15 protein-coding genes are annotated in these 17259 nt (G+C 61.6%); 13 read left to right on the forward strand and 2 right to left on the reverse strand.

The window, feature by feature from the left end; translation table 11 throughout:
• From waaC to V6607_RS02535, 6 genes are read left to right on the forward strand one after another with little or no spacing between them, the layout of a single operon-like run.
• Positions 1-1059: a lipopolysaccharide heptosyltransferase I gene (waaC, locus tag V6607_RS02510; RefSeq protein ID WP_008439160.1), complete on the forward strand. Its 1059-nt coding sequence runs from the start codon at positions 1-3 to the stop codon at positions 1057-1059.
• On the forward strand, positions 1059-2183 hold the full coding sequence (locus V6607_RS02515) for a glycosyltransferase family 4 protein (protein WP_003209448.1): 1125 nt from the start codon (positions 1059-1061) through the stop codon (positions 2181-2183). Before waaC ends, V6607_RS02515 begins: the two co-directional genes overlap by 1 nt.
• On the forward strand, positions 2180-2986 hold the full coding sequence (gene rfaP / locus V6607_RS02520; protein ID WP_134325629.1) for a lipopolysaccharide core heptose(I) kinase RfaP: 807 nt from the start codon (positions 2180-2182) through the stop codon (positions 2984-2986). Before V6607_RS02515 ends, rfaP begins: the two co-directional genes overlap by 4 nt.
• The gene (locus tag V6607_RS02525; protein ID WP_003209451.1) at positions 2986-3720 is read left to right on the forward strand and encodes a lipopolysaccharide kinase InaA family protein; all 735 of its coding nucleotides are present in this window, start codon (positions 2986-2988) and stop codon (positions 3718-3720) included. Before rfaP ends, V6607_RS02525 begins: the two co-directional genes overlap by 1 nt.
• Positions 3717-4469, forward strand: a complete 753-nt coding sequence (locus V6607_RS02530; protein WP_134325630.1) for a lipopolysaccharide kinase InaA family protein — start codon at positions 3717-3719, stop codon at positions 4467-4469. Before V6607_RS02525 ends, V6607_RS02530 begins: the two co-directional genes overlap by 4 nt.
• Positions 4469-5911 (forward strand): lipopolysaccharide kinase InaA family protein, encoded by a 1443-nt coding sequence (locus tag V6607_RS02535; protein WP_008439147.1) that lies wholly within the window; start codon positions 4469-4471, stop codon positions 5909-5911. The genes V6607_RS02530 and V6607_RS02535 overlap by 1 nt, the downstream gene beginning before the upstream one ends.
• Positions 5912-5977: 66 nt before the next feature.
• On the opposite strand, the gene V6607_RS02540 is transcribed toward V6607_RS02535, so the two are convergent.
• Positions 5978-8038, reverse strand: a complete 2061-nt coding sequence (locus V6607_RS02540; protein WP_338743077.1) for a TonB-dependent receptor — start codon at positions 8036-8038, stop codon at positions 5978-5980.
• A 187-nt stretch (positions 8039-8225) separates the two neighbouring features.
• Between V6607_RS02540 and V6607_RS02545 the strand changes: the two genes are divergently transcribed.
• From V6607_RS02545 to V6607_RS02575, 7 genes are all read left to right on the forward strand, one after another.
• A complete protein-coding gene (locus V6607_RS02545; RefSeq protein ID WP_010169294.1) occupies positions 8226-8558 on the forward strand; it encodes a YceK/YidQ family lipoprotein in 333 nt (110 codons plus the stop codon).
• A gap of 53 nt (positions 8559-8611) precedes the next feature.
• The gene (locus tag V6607_RS02550; protein WP_008439144.1) at positions 8612-8965 is read left to right on the forward strand and encodes a YceK/YidQ family lipoprotein; all 354 of its coding nucleotides are present in this window, start codon (positions 8612-8614) and stop codon (positions 8963-8965) included.
• A 154-nt stretch (positions 8966-9119) separates the two neighbouring features.
• Positions 9120-10877, forward strand: a complete 1758-nt coding sequence (locus tag V6607_RS02555; RefSeq protein ID WP_008439143.1) for a carbamoyltransferase — start codon at positions 9120-9122, stop codon at positions 10875-10877.
• On the forward strand, positions 10878-11774 hold the full coding sequence (locus V6607_RS02560) for a GNAT family N-acetyltransferase (protein ID WP_008439141.1): 897 nt from the start codon (positions 10878-10880) through the stop codon (positions 11772-11774). It begins immediately after the preceding gene.
• The gene (locus V6607_RS02565; protein ID WP_008439139.1) at positions 11771-13177 is read left to right on the forward strand and encodes a PIG-L family deacetylase; all 1407 of its coding nucleotides are present in this window, start codon (positions 11771-11773) and stop codon (positions 13175-13177) included. Before V6607_RS02560 ends, V6607_RS02565 begins: the two co-directional genes overlap by 4 nt.
• A gap of 85 nt (positions 13178-13262) precedes the next feature.
• The gene (locus V6607_RS02570; RefSeq protein WP_134325632.1) at positions 13263-14411 is read left to right on the forward strand and encodes a glycosyltransferase family 4 protein; all 1149 of its coding nucleotides are present in this window, start codon (positions 13263-13265) and stop codon (positions 14409-14411) included.
• On the forward strand, positions 14408-15292 hold the full coding sequence (locus V6607_RS02575; RefSeq protein WP_003209477.1) for a glycosyltransferase: 885 nt from the start codon (positions 14408-14410) through the stop codon (positions 15290-15292). The genes V6607_RS02570 and V6607_RS02575 overlap by 4 nt, the downstream gene beginning before the upstream one ends.
• A 66-nt stretch (positions 15293-15358) precedes the next feature.
• On the opposite strand, the gene V6607_RS02580 is transcribed toward V6607_RS02575, so the two are convergent.
• Positions 15359-17236 (reverse strand): bifunctional O-antigen ligase/aminoglycoside phosphotransferase family protein, encoded by a 1878-nt coding sequence (locus V6607_RS02580; RefSeq protein ID WP_134325633.1) that lies wholly within the window; start codon positions 17234-17236, stop codon positions 15359-15361.
• Positions 17237-17259 lie beyond the last annotated feature (23 nt).

Consider the following 17259-nt stretch of genomic DNA (forward strand, 5'->3'; position numbering starts at 1 on the left):
TTGCGGGTTCTGGTAATCAAGACCTCATCCCTGGGCGATGTGATTCATGCCTTGCCGGCGTTGACCGACGCGGCGCGGGCGATCCCGGGCATCCGGTTTGACTGGGTGGTGGAAGAAGGCTTCGCCGAGATTCCCACCTGGCACCCGGCGGTGGACAAGGTGATCCCGGTGGCGATCCGCCGCTGGCGCAAGAACCTCTGGCAGACCTTCAAGAGTGGCGAATGGCGGCGCTTCAAGAAGAGCGTGCAGTCGACCAAATACGACCTGGTGATCGACGCCCAGGGCCTGCTGAAAAGTGCCTGGCTGACCCGCTACGTACGTGCCCCGGTGGTCGGTTTCGACAAACAGTCGGCTCGCGAGCCATTGGCGGCGCACTTCTATTCCCGACGCCTGGCCGTGGCCCGTGGGCAGCACGCGGTGGAGCGCTTGCGCCAGCTGTTTGCCGTCGCCCTCGGTTATGACCTGCCAAAAGGCCTGGGCGACTACGGCCTCAGTGTCGACAAGCTGCTGGGCCTGCCACCGAAAAAACCGTTTGTACTGCTGCTGCACGGCACCACCTGGGACACCAAGCACTGGCCGGAAGCCTACTGGCGCGACCTGGCCGAACGCATGGACCGCTTTGGCGTGGACGTGAAGCTGCCGTGGGGCAATGCCGCCGAAAAAGCCCGGGCTGAACGCCTGGCCCAGGGCCTGAAAAACGCCGAAGTGCTGCCCAGGCTGAACCTCGCGGGCGTGGCCCGGGTGCTGGCGGGTGCGAAGGCGTGTGTCGCGGTCGACACCGGCCTTGGCCACTTGGCCGCAGCGCTGGATGTGCCAACGATTTCCCTGTTCGGCCCTACCAATCCTGGCCTGACCGGGGCTTATGGCAAGGCGCAGATTCACCTGGCCAGCGACTTCCCGTGTGCGCCTTGCCTGCAAAAGAAATGCACTTATCAACCGACTGCCGAAGACCAGCGTCGGTTCGATCTCAAGCGCGAGTGGCCCCTGTGCTTCACTCGCCTGAACCCTGAGCGTGTCGCAACTCGTTTAAGCACGTTGTTACTGGCTGAGGAACACTGATGCAACTGGCTTTTGTCCTCTACAAATACTTCCCCTTTGGTGGCCTGCAGCGCGACTTCATGCGTATTGCCCTGGAGTGCCAGCAGCGCGGGCATCAGATTCGCGTCTATACGCTGATCTGGGAGGGTGACGTGCCGCCGGGCTTTGAAGTACTGGTGGCGCCGGTCAAGGCGCTGGTCAACCATCGGCGCAATGAAAAGCTCTACGCCTGGATCCAGGCCGACCTGGCCAAGCGCCCGGTCGACCGCGTGGTGGGCTTCAACAAGATGCCGGGGCTGGACCTGTACTTCGCCGCCGACGGCGTGTTCGAAGACAAGGCGCAGAACCTGCGCAACCCGATGTATCGCTGGTTCGGCCGGTACAAGCACTTTGCCGAATACGAGCGTGCAGTGTTCGACAAAGACGCCAAGACGCAGATCATGGTGCTGTCCGAACACCAGCAGCAGCTGTTCACCCAGTATTACGGGACCCAGGCCGAGCGTTTTCATTTGTTGCCGCCGGGCATCGCCCGCGACCGCCGCGCGCCGCCCAATGCTGCCGAGATCCGCGCCGAGTTTCGTCGCGAATTCGGCCTGGCCGACGATGATTTGCTGCTGGTGCAGATTGGCTCGGGCTTCAAGACCAAGGGCGTCGATCGCAGCCTCAAGGCCGTGGCCGCGCTGCCGTCGAGCCTGAAGAAACGCACCCGGCTATTTGTAATCGGCCAGGACGACCCCAAAGTATTCCAATTGCAGAGTGCTGCGCTGGGCCTGGGCGACCAGGTGCAGTTCTTCAAGGGCCGCAGCGATATCCCGCGCTTTCTGCTGGGCGCTGACCTGTTGATCCACCCCGCGTACAACGAGGCGGCCGGCATGGTGCTGATCGAAGCGGTGGTCGCCGGCCTCCCGGTGCTGGTGAGCAAGGTCTGCGGCTACGCGTTTTACATCGACAAGGCCCAGAGTGGGCGGGTGTTGGACGAACCGTTCGAGCAGGCCCAGCTCAACCAGTACCTGGTGGATATGCTCGACGATCCACAAGCGCGCGCGGCCTGGAGCCGCAATGGTCTGGCCTTCGCAGAGACGGCCGACCTCTATAGCATGCCGCAGTACGCTGCGGACCTGATTCTGGCGGAGCCAAACCGATGAAGTTGATTCTTGCCGAACCGTTCAAGACCCTGTGGGCCGGACGCGATGCGTTCGCCGAAGTCGAGAAGCTGGACGGCCAGGTGTTTCGTGAGCTGGCCGCGCGCCGTACCCTGCGTACGGAAGTGGAAGGCCGCCATTATTTTGTAAAGATCCACCGGGGAATTGGCTGGGGTGAAATCCTCAAGAACCTGATCACGGCCAAGTTGCCTGTCTTGGGCGCGGGCCAGGAGTGGGACGCGATCCAGCGTCTGCAGGAACTCGGCGTGCCCACCATGACCGGCGTGGCCTTTGGTGAAAAGGGCAGCAACCCGGCCGACCAGCACTCGTTCATCGTCACTGAAGAGCTGGCGCCTATCGTCAGCCTTGAAGACCTGACTATGGACTGGGTCAAACAGCCGCCCGTGCCGGCGATTCGGCATGCCTTGACCGTTGAGCTTGCGCGCACCCTGGGCACGATGCACCGGGGGGGCGTGAACCATCGTGATTGCTACCTGTGCCACTTCCTGTTGCACACCGACCAACCGGTTACCGTGCACAACATCAAGCTCTCGGTGATCGACCTGCACCGTGCCCAGGTGCGTTCGAAGATTCCCCGGCGCTGGCGTGACAAGGACCTGGCGGGGCTTTACTACTCCGCCCTGGAGATCGGTTTGACCCGGCGCGACAAACTGCGGTTTCTCAAGGCGTACTTCCAGCAACCTTTGCGCCAGATCCTGGGCGAGCAAAGCGCGCTGCTGTCGGCGTTGGAACGCATGGCCGCCAAGCTTTACGCACGCAAGCAACGATACGGGGATGCGCTCTGATGGCGGGTTGGAACCTGGAACCCGCTTACGCCGCCCTGGCGGATGACTTTGGTAGCCTGGAAGCCGTGTTCGCCCTGCAAGGCGAGCGGCTGACCCGCGATCCGTTGTCCGAAGTGATTCGCGTGGAGCGCGGCGGGGTCAACTATTACGTCAAGCGCTACGTCGGTGCAGGCAAGGGGTTGCGCCGCTATCTGGGCAAGCCACGAGTCAAGTCCGAATGGCAGAACCTCAAGCGCTTCGCCAAGTGGGGCATACCCACCGCCGATGTGATCGCCTGGGGCCTGGAGCGTAAAGGCCTGGCGTATCACCGCGGGGCGATGATCACGCGCGAGCTGCCGAAGACTGAAGACTTGTCGGCATTGGCCGAGCGCAATGACCCGCAACTGTCAGACCCGGTGTGGGTCAACAAGATCAGTCGCCAGCTCGCTGAATACACGCGGACCATGCACGACCACCGGTTTACCCACAACGATTTGAAGTGGCGCAACTTGTTGGTGGACGACCAGCAAACCCTGTACCTGATTGATTGCCCCAACGGCGATTTCTGGCGCGGGTTCTGGCTCAAATACCGCATCACCAAGGACCTGGCCTGCCTGGACAAGGTCGCCAAGTATCACTTGTCGGCCACCCAGCGCCTGCGCTTCTACATGCAATACCGTCAGCGCAAACACTTGAGCGCGGCGGACAAACAGCGAATTCGCCACGTGGTGAAGTTTTTCGAGGGGCGAGAATGAGTGATTTCCTGGCGGCCGAAGATCGAGCATTGCTTGAGCGCAACGGCCTCGGCACTTTCGACGCGCTGTGGGCCAAGCAACTGGATGCGGTGGACGAGCCCAATACCAGCCGCGGCGGCTGGAGCAGCGTGTTTCGCCTCGAACTCGAAGGCCAGGGCTACTACCTCAAGCGCCAGAGCAACTACCTGACGCGCACCTTGCACCGCCCGTTTGGCGAGCCGAGTTTTGCCCGCGAATTTCGTAATATCAGCCGCTATCGGCAATTGGGTATTCCGGCATTGCAGGCGGCGTTTTTCGGTGAGCGCAAAGTGGCCGGAGAGCATCGGGCGATGTTGCTGACCCGGGCGCTGGATGGTTGGAATGACCTGGATTCATTGCTGGAGCAATGGTCTGAGTTGAGCGACGTGCAGCAGCGGGCAATCCTGCTGGCCTGCGGTCAGCTTGCTCGTCAGTTGCACAGCGTGAGCCAGGTGCATGGCTGTTTTTATCCCAAGCATATTTTCCTGCAAGCCACCGGCGACGGGTATGCGGCACAGTTGATCGACCTGGAGAAAACCCGCCCGCTGCTGTTCGGCTGGCGGGACCGGGTCAAGGACCTGGAACCGCTGCTGCGCCGTGCGCCGCAATGGTCGGACGATCAGGTTCGCCAGCTGTTGGCGGCCTACCTGGACCAGCCGCAGGACAGCGCATTGGTTGCCACCTGGCACCAGCGCCTGGCGGCCCGGCGCAGTCATAAGGAGAACCGCTGATGCGTTTGTCCGAACTGAAAAATGCCGGCCGCACGCCAAGCCTGCCCCTGAGCATCGAACTGGCAGACGCTGCCGGGCCTGGGCAGTTGCAACTGCTGAGCCTGCTGCGGGTATTGCCGGGCCAGCGTTATGTCGGCGCAGCTGTGTGGCGCGGGCGCCCGGTGCTGGCCAAATTGTTGGTGGGCAGCAAGGCGGCGCGGCATTTTCAGCGTGAACTCAAGGGCGTGCGGCTGTTGGCCGAGCAAGGCCTGACCACGCCGCTGTTGCTGGCCGATGGTCTGCAAGAGGGTGAGGGCGGTTGGCTGCTGTTCGAGTTTCTTGAAGGCGCCGACAGCCTGGCTGATGCTTGGCAGGCTGTTGAACACCTGCCGCCGCTGGCTGACCAGCAGCAAGCGGTGCTCGCCGAAGCGCTGGGTGCGATTGCGCAGATGCACGCCAAGGGCCTGTGGCAGGAAGACCTGCACCTCGACAACCTGCTGCGTCAGGACGGCAAACTGTATTTGATCGACGGCGCCGGGATCTGTGTCGAAGAGGCGGGCAAACCGCTGTCGCGTAACCGGGTGCTGGAAAACCTTGGGGTGTTTTTCGCGCAGTTGCCGAAAAACCTCGAGCCGTTTACCGAAGAGTTGCTGGTGTATTACCTGCTGAGCAATGGCGAACACGCGTTGCCGCTCGAAGCGTTGCAGAAGCAGGTACGCAAGGTCAGCGTCTGGCGCTTGAAGGACTTCCTGAGCAAGGTTGGCCGGGAGTGCACGCTGTTCAGCGTCGTGCGCGGGCCGTTCGCCCTGCGCGCGACTCGTCGTGAGGAAGAAGCGGCGATGCTGCCGGTGCTGGCGCAGGCTGACGCGCTGCTGGATCAGGGCCACCTGTATAAAACCGGTGGGGCGGCCAGTGTCGCCAAGGTCGAGGTGGCCGGTCGACCACTCGTGATCAAGCGCTACAACATCAAGGGTTTTGCCCATTGGCTCAAGCGCTTCTGGCGCCCGAGCCGGGCCTGGCATTCGTGGCGCGAAGGCAATCGCCTGGCGTTCCTCGGCATCGCCACGCCCAAGCCGCTGGCGTTGCTGGAAAAGCGCTTCCTGTGGCTGCGCAGCCGCGCGTATCTGGTGACCGAGTACCTGCCGGGGCCGGACATCATCGAGCGGTTCGCGCCGTATGTTGAGAGTGGCGAGGCACCCGAGGCCGAATTGCAGGCCCTGGATTATTTGTTCGCAGAGTTGATCCGCGAGCGCATCAGCCATGGGGATTTCAAGGGGCATAACCTGTTCTGGCACACGGATCGCTGGGCGCTGATCGACCTGGATTCGATGTGTCAGCACACGTCCTTGAGCAGCTTCGCTCCGGCATATGCCAGGGATCGGGCAAGGTTTATGCGTAACTGGCCTGAGAGCAGTGCGTTGTATCGGGTGATTGATCAGCGGTTGCCAAAGGCAGTGGGCTAGGGGTTTAGGGCCGCTGCGCGGCCCAACGGGAGCAAGCTCCCTCGCCACAAGTTCGATGGTCAGTTTCTAAAATGTGTACTCGGCGCCGGCGCCTGCATACCACGAGCGTCCCGGCGCTGCTTCGTAATAGCGGCCGTTGCCGTCTCCGACGATGACCGACCCTACGTACTGGCGATCCAGCAAGTTATCCAGGCGCAGGGTCTGGTGGAACGTCCAGTGCTCCACCTTCTGCTCAAAGCGTGCACGCCAGTTGAACACGCTGTAGCCCGGTGCCGCGTGTTGCTGGTTGGTATCTTCGACGTAGACCTTGCTGCGGTACATGCCTTCCACGGCGGTGCTGACCCAGTCCCGGGGTTTCCAGTTGAGCTCTGCGAACAGTGTGGTTTGTGGCACACCGGGGAGGTAGTTGCCTTTGTCCACCGGTTTGCCGCCGCCAATGAAGTCGCTGTCGTAGGTGGCTTGCAGGCGGGTGTAGGCGATGTTGGTACTCCACTGCTCGCTGAGCTGGCTTTCGATGCCCAGCTCGAAGCCGCGGCGCAGGGTGCGGCCGGCGTTCTGGTAGCTGGTGCGGCCACCGATCGATTGGTCCACCACCAGCTCGTCCTCGGTGGTGATCTGGAAAACAGCGGCGTTGACCCGGGTGTCGTTCAACTGTGCCTTCAAGCCCACTTCATACTGCGTGCTTTCCGACGGCTTCAGGCCGAAGTTGAACCCTTCGATGTTGCCCGGCGCGTACGCCAGTTCCGCCTGGGTTGGCGTCTCGAACCCCTTGCCGGCACTGACGTAGCCGTGCAGGTCGGGCGTGAAGGCATACATCACGCTCACGGACGGTGTGTTCTTCTGATAGGTCTTGTTGCCGCTGGAGTCGCCGTTGCTCAGGAACTGGTCGTCGACATCCAGTTCCATGGTGCTGTGGCGTACCCCGGCTTGCAGGGTCCAGCGATTGATGGCCCAGTTGGCCTGGATGTAGGGGTCGAGGCTGCGGGCGGTGTCGATTTCATCCCGGCGCAACTGGCCTTTTACGCCAAGGGTGCTGCCGCTGTAGTTCTGGTAGCCGTGGCGGCTGTCTTCGCTCTGGTCGAAATCCAGGCCGGTGATGATCATCAGCTCGCCCGGTACGCTGTCGACCGGTTGCATCCAGCGCACGGAGCCGCCGTAGAACTTGCGGTCGAACTGCACCACGCCGCCGCCGCGTTCGTTGGCGGGCGTTCCCTTGGGAATCGACAGGTACTGAATCACGCTCCGTCGCCCGGTATAGGCATTCACCTGCAGTGTGGCGTCACCGAAATACCGCTCGTAATTCATCCCCAGTTGCTGGTGGTCGATGCTTTTGCGGGTGTTGTACAGCTCGGCAGCGCTGCTGACTGAGCGCGGGTCGGCCTTGTACGCATCCCACGCCTGCCCCAGCGGATCCTGCGTGCCGTTCTGTTCCAGGCTGCTGTAGATCAGCGCCAGTTCGCTGTCTTCATCGGGCTCGAAATTGAGCTTGGCAAAGGTCTGGTCGCGGCGGGCGCTGCTGTGGTCGCGATAACCGTCGGTGTCCATGCGCGAGGCGTCCAGCACGAAGCCTGCGCCGTCTGCCGCGCCTTCGGCGGTGAGGTGGTTCTTGCTCAGGCCGTCACTGCCCACCAGCGTCTCGGCACCGATGCGCGGCGGGCCTTCGCCGTTGCGGGAGAACATCTGGATCACGCCGCCGGCATTGCTGCCATACAGCGTGGCGGCCGGGCCGCGCAGGACTTCGATGCGCTCGGCGGTGTCGAGGTTGAACGTCGCCGCCTGGCCCTGACCGTCCGGGGTGCTGGCGGGTATGCCGTCGGCGATCAGCTTGATACCGCGCACACCAAATGCCGAGCGAGCACCGAAGCCACGGGAGGAAATCTGCAAGTCCTGGGCGTAGTTCTGGCGATTTTGAACCACCAGGCCGGGCACGCGGGACAGTGCCTCTGAAGCATTGATGCCCAGTTGGCCATCGCTGATTTGCTCGCGGCTGATGCTGTCCACCGAATACGGCAGGTCAAACGATGGGCTGGCACTGCGCGAACCGGTGACCACGCTGGGGTCCAGGACCAGTGGCGCTTCATCGGCCTGGGCGCTGCTGTACAGGCCAAGCAGTCCGGGAAGCAGCATCGCAAATCGAGTGGGTACAACAACTTTCATGAGTAAACCAGCATCCATGGCGCACAAAAGTGCGCGAGTTTAACGATTCAGCCAGCTTTTGCCATTTCGGAATCTTCTTACATGGCGCGGCGGTGCGTGGGGTCTGGGTCACCAACAGGGCCGATGTTAGCGTTGCTGGCCATTCAGAGGGCTTGCCATGACGCTAAAAATGACTGCTGCGCTAAGCATTGGAATCCTTGTGTTGAGCGGCTGCGGAACGGCCAATACGCTGTTGCGCGAAGACGCGGCGGCGGCACGTGAACTCAGGAAGCAAAAAACCTACTGCCAGTCGATTCCCCGTGTCTACAGCGGGGTTGCCTTTGATTTCTGCCTGCTGCACGCCGCGCCGGACCTCACTGGCGTGCTGATGCCATTCGTTCTATTGGATATAACGGTCTCGGGCATTGTTGATACAGTGGTCCTGCCCTATACGGTCTACAAGCAAGGTACCGATGGCAACATCAGTATCTATTGGCGCCCGGGTTCATAAACGGATCCGGCAAGGTTGTATGGGGCAGGGATGAATGCCCACACTTATGCCAAATGGAGTTGTCCGTGAGTCTTGCAACCAGAGTCCTTCTCGCCGCTGTACTGGTATCCACCACCGGTTGCGGCACCATCAACACGGTGTTTCGCCCGGACGCCGTTGCCAGCCAGAACCTCAAGGAATCGCGCAGTTATTGTGAAAACGTGCCGCGTATCTACAGTGGGGTGATCTATGGTTTCTGCACCTTGAACGGCGCGCCCGACACCACCAAAGAGCACACGCGCGATGCCTCCGGCTCCCTGCCGATCTTCGCCGCCGAGCTCGTGGCCTCCGGCTTGCTCGACACCCTTGTGCTGCCCTACACGGTCTACCGCCAGAACAGGGACGGCAGCATCGAGATTTTCCGCTAGGCCTGCAGTGACAACCGGTCGCCACAATCCCTAGATCATCCCGCGCCGTGTTTACGCTATAATCCCGCCCTTTAGCTGTTTCTCGCCCAGGCGGGGAGCACACTTTTTTCAGGCGTGACGCGCCTGCATGCAGACTAAAAGAGGCTAGACCCCTGTGGCATTGACGATTCTTGGCCTGTCCGGCGCCCTTAGCCATGATCCTTCCGCAGCCTTGTACATCGACGGCAAGCTGATCGCGGCCGCCGAAGAAGAGCGCTTCGTGCGCGACAAACATGCAAAGAACCGCATGCCCTACGAGTCGGCGAAGTTCTGCCTGGAACAAGCCGGTATCAAGCCTTCCGACGTTGATGTGGTGGCGATTCCGTTCGCCCCCATCAGCCTGTTCGGCGAGGCCCGCTGGCACTACGCCAAGCGTTACTGGTACGCCCCGGACCGCGCCCTCGACGCGATCCTGATGGGCAACCGTCGCTACAAGCGCTATCGCAACAAGATCGTCTGGTGCCTGGAGCAACTGGGCTTCGATCCGAAGAAAATCAAGATCGAACCGGTTGAACACCATCTGGCTCACGCCTCCAGTGCCTACCACTGCTCGGGCTTCCAGGAGAAGACCGCGATCCTCGGGATCGACGGCAAGGGCGAGTACGCCACCACCTTCTTCGGCTACGGCGAAAACGGCAAGATCCACAAGATCAAGGAATTCTACGATCCGGACTCCCTCGGCGGCCTGTATGGCGCGATCACCGAGTTCCTCGGTTTCGAGATGCTCGACGGTGAGTTCAAGGTCATGGGCATGGCGCCGTATGGCGATGCCAGCAAGTACGATTTCTCGCGCCTGGCCTCCTTTGAAAACGGCGAGCTGGTGATCAACACCGACTACGCCAACGTCATCGGCCTGCGCCGCTACAAAGAGAAGGGCAAGGGTTTCTACTTCTCGCCAAAACTGATCGAGTGGCTGGGTCCGAAGCGCGAAGGCGATATCGCCGACGAGCCATACATCCACTACGCGGCCAGCATGCAGGCGCTGTTCGAGAAGCTGGCGTTGCAGATGATCGACCATTACCTGGGCGACATCCTCAAAGACACCGGCAAGCTGGCGTTTGCCGGCGGCTGTGCGCTGAACGTCAAGCTGAACCAGAAGATCATTGCCCGCGACGACGTCAAGGAGCTGTTCGTGCAGCCGGCGTCCGGCGATGCCGGTACTGCGGTGGGTGCAGCCGCCTACGTGTCTCACGCCCGTGGCGTACCGGTTGAGAAGATGGAACACGTCTATCTCGGCCCGTCCTACAGCAACGAAGACGTGATCGCAGCGTGCGCCAAGCACGAGAGCAAGCCGGTTTGGCGCAAGATTGAAAACATGCCCAAGCGCATCGCCAGGATCATGGTCGACGGCAACCCGGTGGCCTGGTTCCAGGGCCGCATGGAGTTTGGCCCGCGTGCCCTGGGCGGTCGTTCGATCATCGGTTGCCCAAGCGCCACCGGCGTGGCTGACCGGATCAACCACCAGATCAAGTTCCGCGAGCGCTGGAGGCCTTTCTGCCCGTCGATGCTCGACACCGTTGCGCCACAGATGATCAAGGTCGATCACCCGGCGCCGTTCATGACCTTCACTTTTGAAGTGTCGGAAGAGTGGAAAACCCGCGTGCCGGAAGTGGTCCATGAAGATGGTACCTCCCGTGCCCAGGTGCTCAAGCGCGAATACAACCCGCGCTACTACGACATGATGAAAGAACTGGAAGTACTGACCGGCAATGGTGTGTCGCTGAACACCTCGCTCAACCGTCGTGGCGAAGCGATGATCTGCTCGCCGACCGACGCGCTGAATATGTTCTTCGGTTCCGACCTGCAGTACCTGATCATGGAAGACATCCTCGTGGTCAAGGACGGCGTGGACCCTTATGACGCCGTGGTCTAAATGCTGAACCGCTTCCAGGGCTGGCGTGAACGTGGCTGGACGCCTGTCGAGGCCGAGGTTTACGCCCAGGCCTGGCAGCGTTTTGGCGGCAGCGTGGCGACTCATCCGCAGATCGTCGAGCGGCTGGCGCACCTGGCGCAGATTCCGGTGCGCTACCTGGGCTGGGAGCAGGACGGTGAGCTGAAGGGCGCAATTGCTACCTGGGGGCGCGACCTGGCCCTGTCCAAGGACGTGCTCAAGCGCAAAGGCAAAAAAGGCCTGTTTGATCTGGGTAATGCCGAGATCATCCTGCCGATTGCCGCCGATGCGCAGGTGCCATTGCGCCATCGCGCGCGTTATCTCTCTGCACTGAATGAGGGGCGCGTAAGCACCCTCAAGCCCCAGGCCGAGCAGTTGGCCATGGCGCGCACACCGGAAGAGTTGTCGAAGAAGTTTCGCTACAACCAGCGCCGCGAACTGCGTTTGCTGGAAGAGGCGGGCGGCGTGGTAAGGGCGGTCGGCGAGTTTTCCAGCAGCGAACTGGCGGCGATTTACTGCGACCTGTTCCAGCGGCGTTGGGGTTTCCCTGCGGCGGGGGCCGAGCGTTTGGCCGAGGTGCTGGAGTTGCTCAAGGAATTCCTGTTCGGCTCGGTGCTGTTTCTCAATGATGCTGCGATTGCCGTGCAACTGGTGTATCAGGTGCAGGCGCCGCAGTGGGTCAGCGCCGAATACGTCAACGGCGGTGTCGACCCTGAAACCAAGGCGTTCAGCCCCGGCAGCGTGCTGAGCTTCCTCAATACCCAAAGTGCCTGGGAGCAAGCGCGGGCGAGCGACAAGCCGCTGCGTTTCTCCTTCGGGCGTTCCGACCGTGAATACAAGGAGCGCTGGTGCAACCCGGTGCCGGTGTTCAGCGTATGAGTCGCAAACAGCAATTGCTCAAGCAGCACCGGCGCAACAAGCGTATTGCGCTGTTGGTGGGCCTGTTGCTATTGGTGGCTGTCGGTGTGCTGGTGGCCTGGTGGTTGCCGCTGGTGCTGGCCGTGGTGCTGTGGGCCGCGCATGAGGCCTGGTTTGCCGATCATCTGTTCTACTCGCCTAAAGACGACTATGAGTACGCGTTTCCTGAAGGGAGCGAGTGCACGGGCCTGCGTCTTGAAGCCGGGCGCCTGCTGTTGGACACGCCTCTGGTGGGCGATGAAACCCTGATCGTCGGGATTGAACTCAAAAGCTCTTGGCTCGGGCGTTTTCTCGACCCGGCGGTGGACGTGTCGGGCCTGGATGCACCCGACCGGCAAGTCTTCGAGCGTGGTCTTTCAGGCCGGCGTTACCTCAACCTGACGGGCATGGGCGAAGCACTCGCCGGCGGTAAGCTGCGCTTGCGCGGGCGCTTCTGCCGGATCAAGGGGCAGCCGACGCTCTGGTTGTTCCGCCAGCCGGACTACCGTCGCCAACGGGTGATGGTCATCGCGCCCCATGCCGACGATGCCGAATTGGCCGCTTTCAGCCTGTACAGCCAAGCCGACGAGAGCTGGATCGTCACCCTGACGGCGGGCGAAATCGAAGCCGATCACTATCAGCAGATGGGCATGCCCAAGGCCGATGCCGCACGACTCAAAGGCCGCCTGCGTGCCTGGGACAGCGTCACCGTGCCGCGTTGGGCGGGCGTTCCCGAAGCGCAGTGCGTGCAGTTGGGGTACTTCTGCATGCAGCTTGCAGCGATGCAGGCCGCACCGGATCAGCCCCAGGCTTCCCGGGAAGCTCAGTTGGACGATACGCGGCTGTTTCGCCAGTTCAATGCCCTGGCCTTGCCCGGGGATGTGGACGGCGCCCCGACCTGGAATAACCTGATTGCCGACCTGCGGGCATTGCTGCTCAAGGCGCGCCCGCAGGTGATCGTGTTGCCAACGCCGTTGCTGGATCCGCACCCGGATCACATCTGCGCCCACGCCGCGATTCTCGAAGCCTTGCAAGGCCTGGAGTGGCAACCGGGCACGTTGCTCGGCTACGCCAACCACCTGCATGATAACGATCGTTGGCCCATGGGTGATTCGGGCGCTGGCGTGGCCTTGCCGCCGCGTTTTGATGCCTCCCGTGAACTTGTGCCTTGCAGTTTGCCGCTGACGCTCAGCCAGCAGCAGGACAAGGCCATGGCCCTGGGCATGATGCACGACTTGCAGCCGCGGGCGCCGTTCAAGCGCCGCGTGCGCAGGTGGTTGCAGCAATTATTGGCGGGCCGTAGTCCATCGCCTTACGGAGAGAATGAGTTCTTCCGCAAGGCGGTGCGCCGTCATGAGTTGCTCTGGGTGTTGAAGCAGGATTGAGACCTTATTGAAGGCAGGCTTGCAGCGCCTGCCGCCCCTTTTCGCCGGGCTGCGCGCCCGCAGCCAGATTGCAGCATGGAGAGTTATGAAACCTCGTTTCAAGGTTTTGCAGTTACAGCCGGACTACAACGTCAAGACCCACGACTTCGCCGACCTCGGCGAGCAGATCGTCAAGGCCTTGCCGGCTGAACGTTTCGAGGTCACATCCGGGTTCCTCAGCGGCCGCCCGCTGCCCGGCCAGCCCCTGAGCGTGGCTGAGCACTCCCATTATTTCGAGTTGCCGGAAAAGTCCCTCAAGGGCATTCGTTTCGGCGCGATGTGGCAGATCTACAAATATTGCCGCGAGCAGAAATTCGACGTGGTCATCTGTAACCGCTTCAAGTCGGTGAACATGATGCTGTCGCTCAACCGCTGGTTGAAGATCCCCCTGTGCATCGGCATTTCCCACGGTTTTGGCGAGTACGCCCGAGGCTACCGCCGGCGCCAGACGCAGAAGTGGGTCAGCCCGGCGTGGCGATTCGTCGGGGTGTCGGCAGCGGTCAGGGATTACCTGGTGGACCTCAACTGCGGGTTCACCCGCGAAAACACCACCTTTGTCACCAATGCCATCGACATCCCCCAGGCCGAAGCCTTGCAGTTGCCACGGGATGAAGCGCGCGAGGCCCTGGGCCTGCCGCTGGATGCACGGATGATTGGCGCCCTGGGCCGCCTGGTGCCGATCAAGGGCCACACCCATTTGTTGCAAGCGTTCGCCACCCTCAAGGACAAATACCCTGAGGCCCAGGTGGGGATCATCGGCTCCGGCCGCGCCGAAGCTGACCTGCGCGCCGATATCGAGCGCCTGGGCCTGACCGGCCGTGCGCACCTGCTGGGCTTTCGCGAAGATGGCATGAAGTATGTGCGCGGTTTCGACATCTGGACCATGCCGTCGTTGTTCGAAGGCCTGGGCCTGGCGCTGCTGGAAGGCATGAGCGGCCATCTGCCGGTCATCGCCTCCAATGGCCCGGCGATGCTGCCGTTGGTGCAAGGTGCCGGCGGCCTCTCCCATGATCCGGGCAATGTCGAGCAGTTGGCGGCAGCACTGGACACTTACCTGGCGCTGAGCGACGAAGAGCTGCGTGCCAAGGGTGAGCAAGTGTTCCGCTACCTGGAAGAAAACCACACCTTGGACGAGTTCCGGCACAAGTATTTGAACCTGATCGAAACCGGTCTGCGTGAAGTAGGTAAAGCATGAGTCTGCAGCAACCCCTGGTCACTGTGATCATCGCCTCCTACAACCACGGGCCGTACATCGAGCAGAGCATTCTCAGTGTGCTCGGCCAGACCTACCCCAACATCGAGTTGCTGGTGGTAGACGATGGCTCCAGGGATGACAGCGTGGAGCGCATCCAGCGCTTGCAGGCCGAACACGGGTTTGATTTCCAGGTGCAGCAGAACCAGGGCCTGACCAATACCCTGAACGGTGCCATCGCCCGCGCCAAAGGCAGCCTGATCGCGCCATTCGGCTCCGATGACATCATGCTGCCCGAGCGCATCGCCACCCAGGTTGCCTACATGGAAGGCAAGCCGAAGGTGGGCATTTGCGCCGGCAATATCGAGTTGATTGATGGGGACGGCAAGCCATACCCGGAGAAGAAGCAGCGCCGCGACTTGCCGTTTCGCAGCCTGGATTTCGATGACCTGTTCCTCGATCGCAAGCCCTTTCCGCCGGCACCGACGCTGATGATCCGTCGGCAGGCGCTGGAAGAGGTCGGAGGGTTCGATCCGCTGATTCCGCTGGAAGACTTGCTGATCGAATTGAAGATCACCCACGCCGGGTACACCATCGACGTGTTGAGCGTGGTGATGGCGCGCTATCGCCAGCACGCGACCAATACCTACAAGAATCACCGCTACATGATCCAGAACATCCTCAAGACCTACGGGTTGTTCAGCGATCATCCCGCCTACGATCAGGTTCGCTACAACTTCCTGAACTCGATGTTCCTCAAGACCGCCGACCGTGACCGCCCACTGGCGCGGGAGATCCTCAAGCAGATTCCGTTGAAGTTCTGGGGTCGCAAGACCTTGCGTGGGTTGGTGCGGCTGTACCTGGCGCCGCAGCGCAGCTCATAGGGCTTCGGCCGGGCCATTGCGTTCATCGCAATGGCCCGAGGCCTGCAACCCCGGCGCTTCAAGCCATCACTTGGCCGGGTTCGCTACCTGCGCAACCGGACGATTGAGCCTGGACACCTGGTCACGGATCTTCGCCGTGGCGCTTGGCGATGCAGCCGAAGCGTAGCCAGCGGCGAGTTGTTCAAAGTGGGTTTCGAACAACCAGTTGCGGTCCTGGGGATAACGCTGCATGTGCCGCAGGTTGCGCTGGCGCAGGGCGTTACGCAGCGGCGATGGGTAGATGCGCATGTCTGCCACGTCAATCAGGCCGAACTCGCCATCATCCATCAAAAGTACGTTGCCCAGGTGCAGGGAGCGGAAGTACACGCCGCGCTCGTGGAGCTGGGCCATGAACCGGCCGAAACGTTCGATCAGCGATTCCCGCAGGCTGCTGTCCAGGCTTTGCAGGGCCTGGCGCAGGGTCAGGCCGGGCAGCGGCTGATAACGTACGGCGCTGCTCGCATCCTTTAACTGATAGAGATTGAGGATGACCGGTGATGGAATCCCCAATGCACGCAGTTGCTCGCTGTTGCTGGCAAAGCGCTCTGAATAGGGATTGAAGCTGCCTGAGGTGTACCAGCGACGAGGGCGGAACAGCTTGAGGAAGCTGCCATCCTCCAGGCGCAGGACCTTGGGCCCCAGGCCATCGGCTTCGATCACGTGGGCGTTGGCGCACAGCTGTTCGAAGTCTTGCGATTTCAGGCGTTGAACCGGCATGCGCAGCAGGCTGCGGCGACGCTGGGCGATGCTCAGGCCGGCGATCAGTGCCAGCGGGATCCACAGCAGGAACCAGTGTTCTTTTGGCCGCGAGAGAATGCCGCCGCCTTCGGTCAGGCCGGCACCGATGCCATAGGCCAGCAAGGAGGAGGCCAGGATGAACAATGGCTGTGCACGTTCCTTGAGGCTTTTGTACAGGCCCCAGCCGAGCATGAAGGCCCACGGGATGAAGCCGATGATGCCGACGTAATACAGCACGCCGAGGGCAAAGCTGTGGGGTTCGCGCAGTTGATAGCCGTCGGCAATCGTCAGGTACAACTCTGAGTCGTAGCTGTGGCCGATCCAGGGGTGTTCGGCGATACGCGCGAGCGACATGCTCCAGAGTTCGAACCGGAACGAGCTGCCACGATTGGTGATCATTTCGGGATAGAACAGCAACAGCGCCGCAGCGCCCAGCGCCATACAGGCGATCAGCAGGGCCGAGCGCCGATTGCGACTGATGAAACTCATCCAGAGCACGGCGAGGACCAGTGCAACCATCGGTGTTCTCGAGCCGGTGGCCAGCACCGCCGCGGCCATGATTGCCAGTGCCGGAACGCTGAACCAGAGTACGTGAGCACGCTTGGTAGTCATGCACACGTACAGCCAGTAAACGCAGAAGAATCCGAATACGTGAGAGCTCAGCAGCGGATTATCAAGTGCCCCACGCCCGCCGATCATTCGCGTGCCATCCGAGATATGGGGAGCAAAAGCCACCAGGCTGCAGGCGCTCGATACAAGCGCAATCAGCGCGGCGCAGAAGAAGATCGGCTTGAACAGTTCGTTGCGGTAATGCAGCAACAGTCCGAAACCGGCAAACAACGTGAAGGTATTCGGTGGCCGCTTGAACAGGTCGGAGTCTGTCGTAGCCTCAGGGCTCCAGAGCAGGCTGGTGAGCGCCCAGCCCGAGAAAACCAGGAAGGCAATCGCCAGGGGCTCGCGCAATACCTGCTTGAATTCCGTCGGGCGCAGGCACAGCAGCAACAGTGTCGGCGCGGCGAATAGAAGGTAGTAAAACCTGTGCAGCACATTTCGATTGGTAACGAAGAACAGCGCACTCAGGAGCAGCAACAAGCCGATGGGCAGAATCCACAGACAGAGGAAGTCGAAAACGCGGTTTGAGCCATAGGTAAGGCGCTTGGATTGCATACAGAAAAGCCGTTCCAGTATAA

This window comes from Pseudomonas sp. KK18 (assembly GCF_037094675.1).
Taxonomy (GTDB): domain Bacteria; phylum Pseudomonadota; class Gammaproteobacteria; order Pseudomonadales; family Pseudomonadaceae; genus Aquipseudomonas.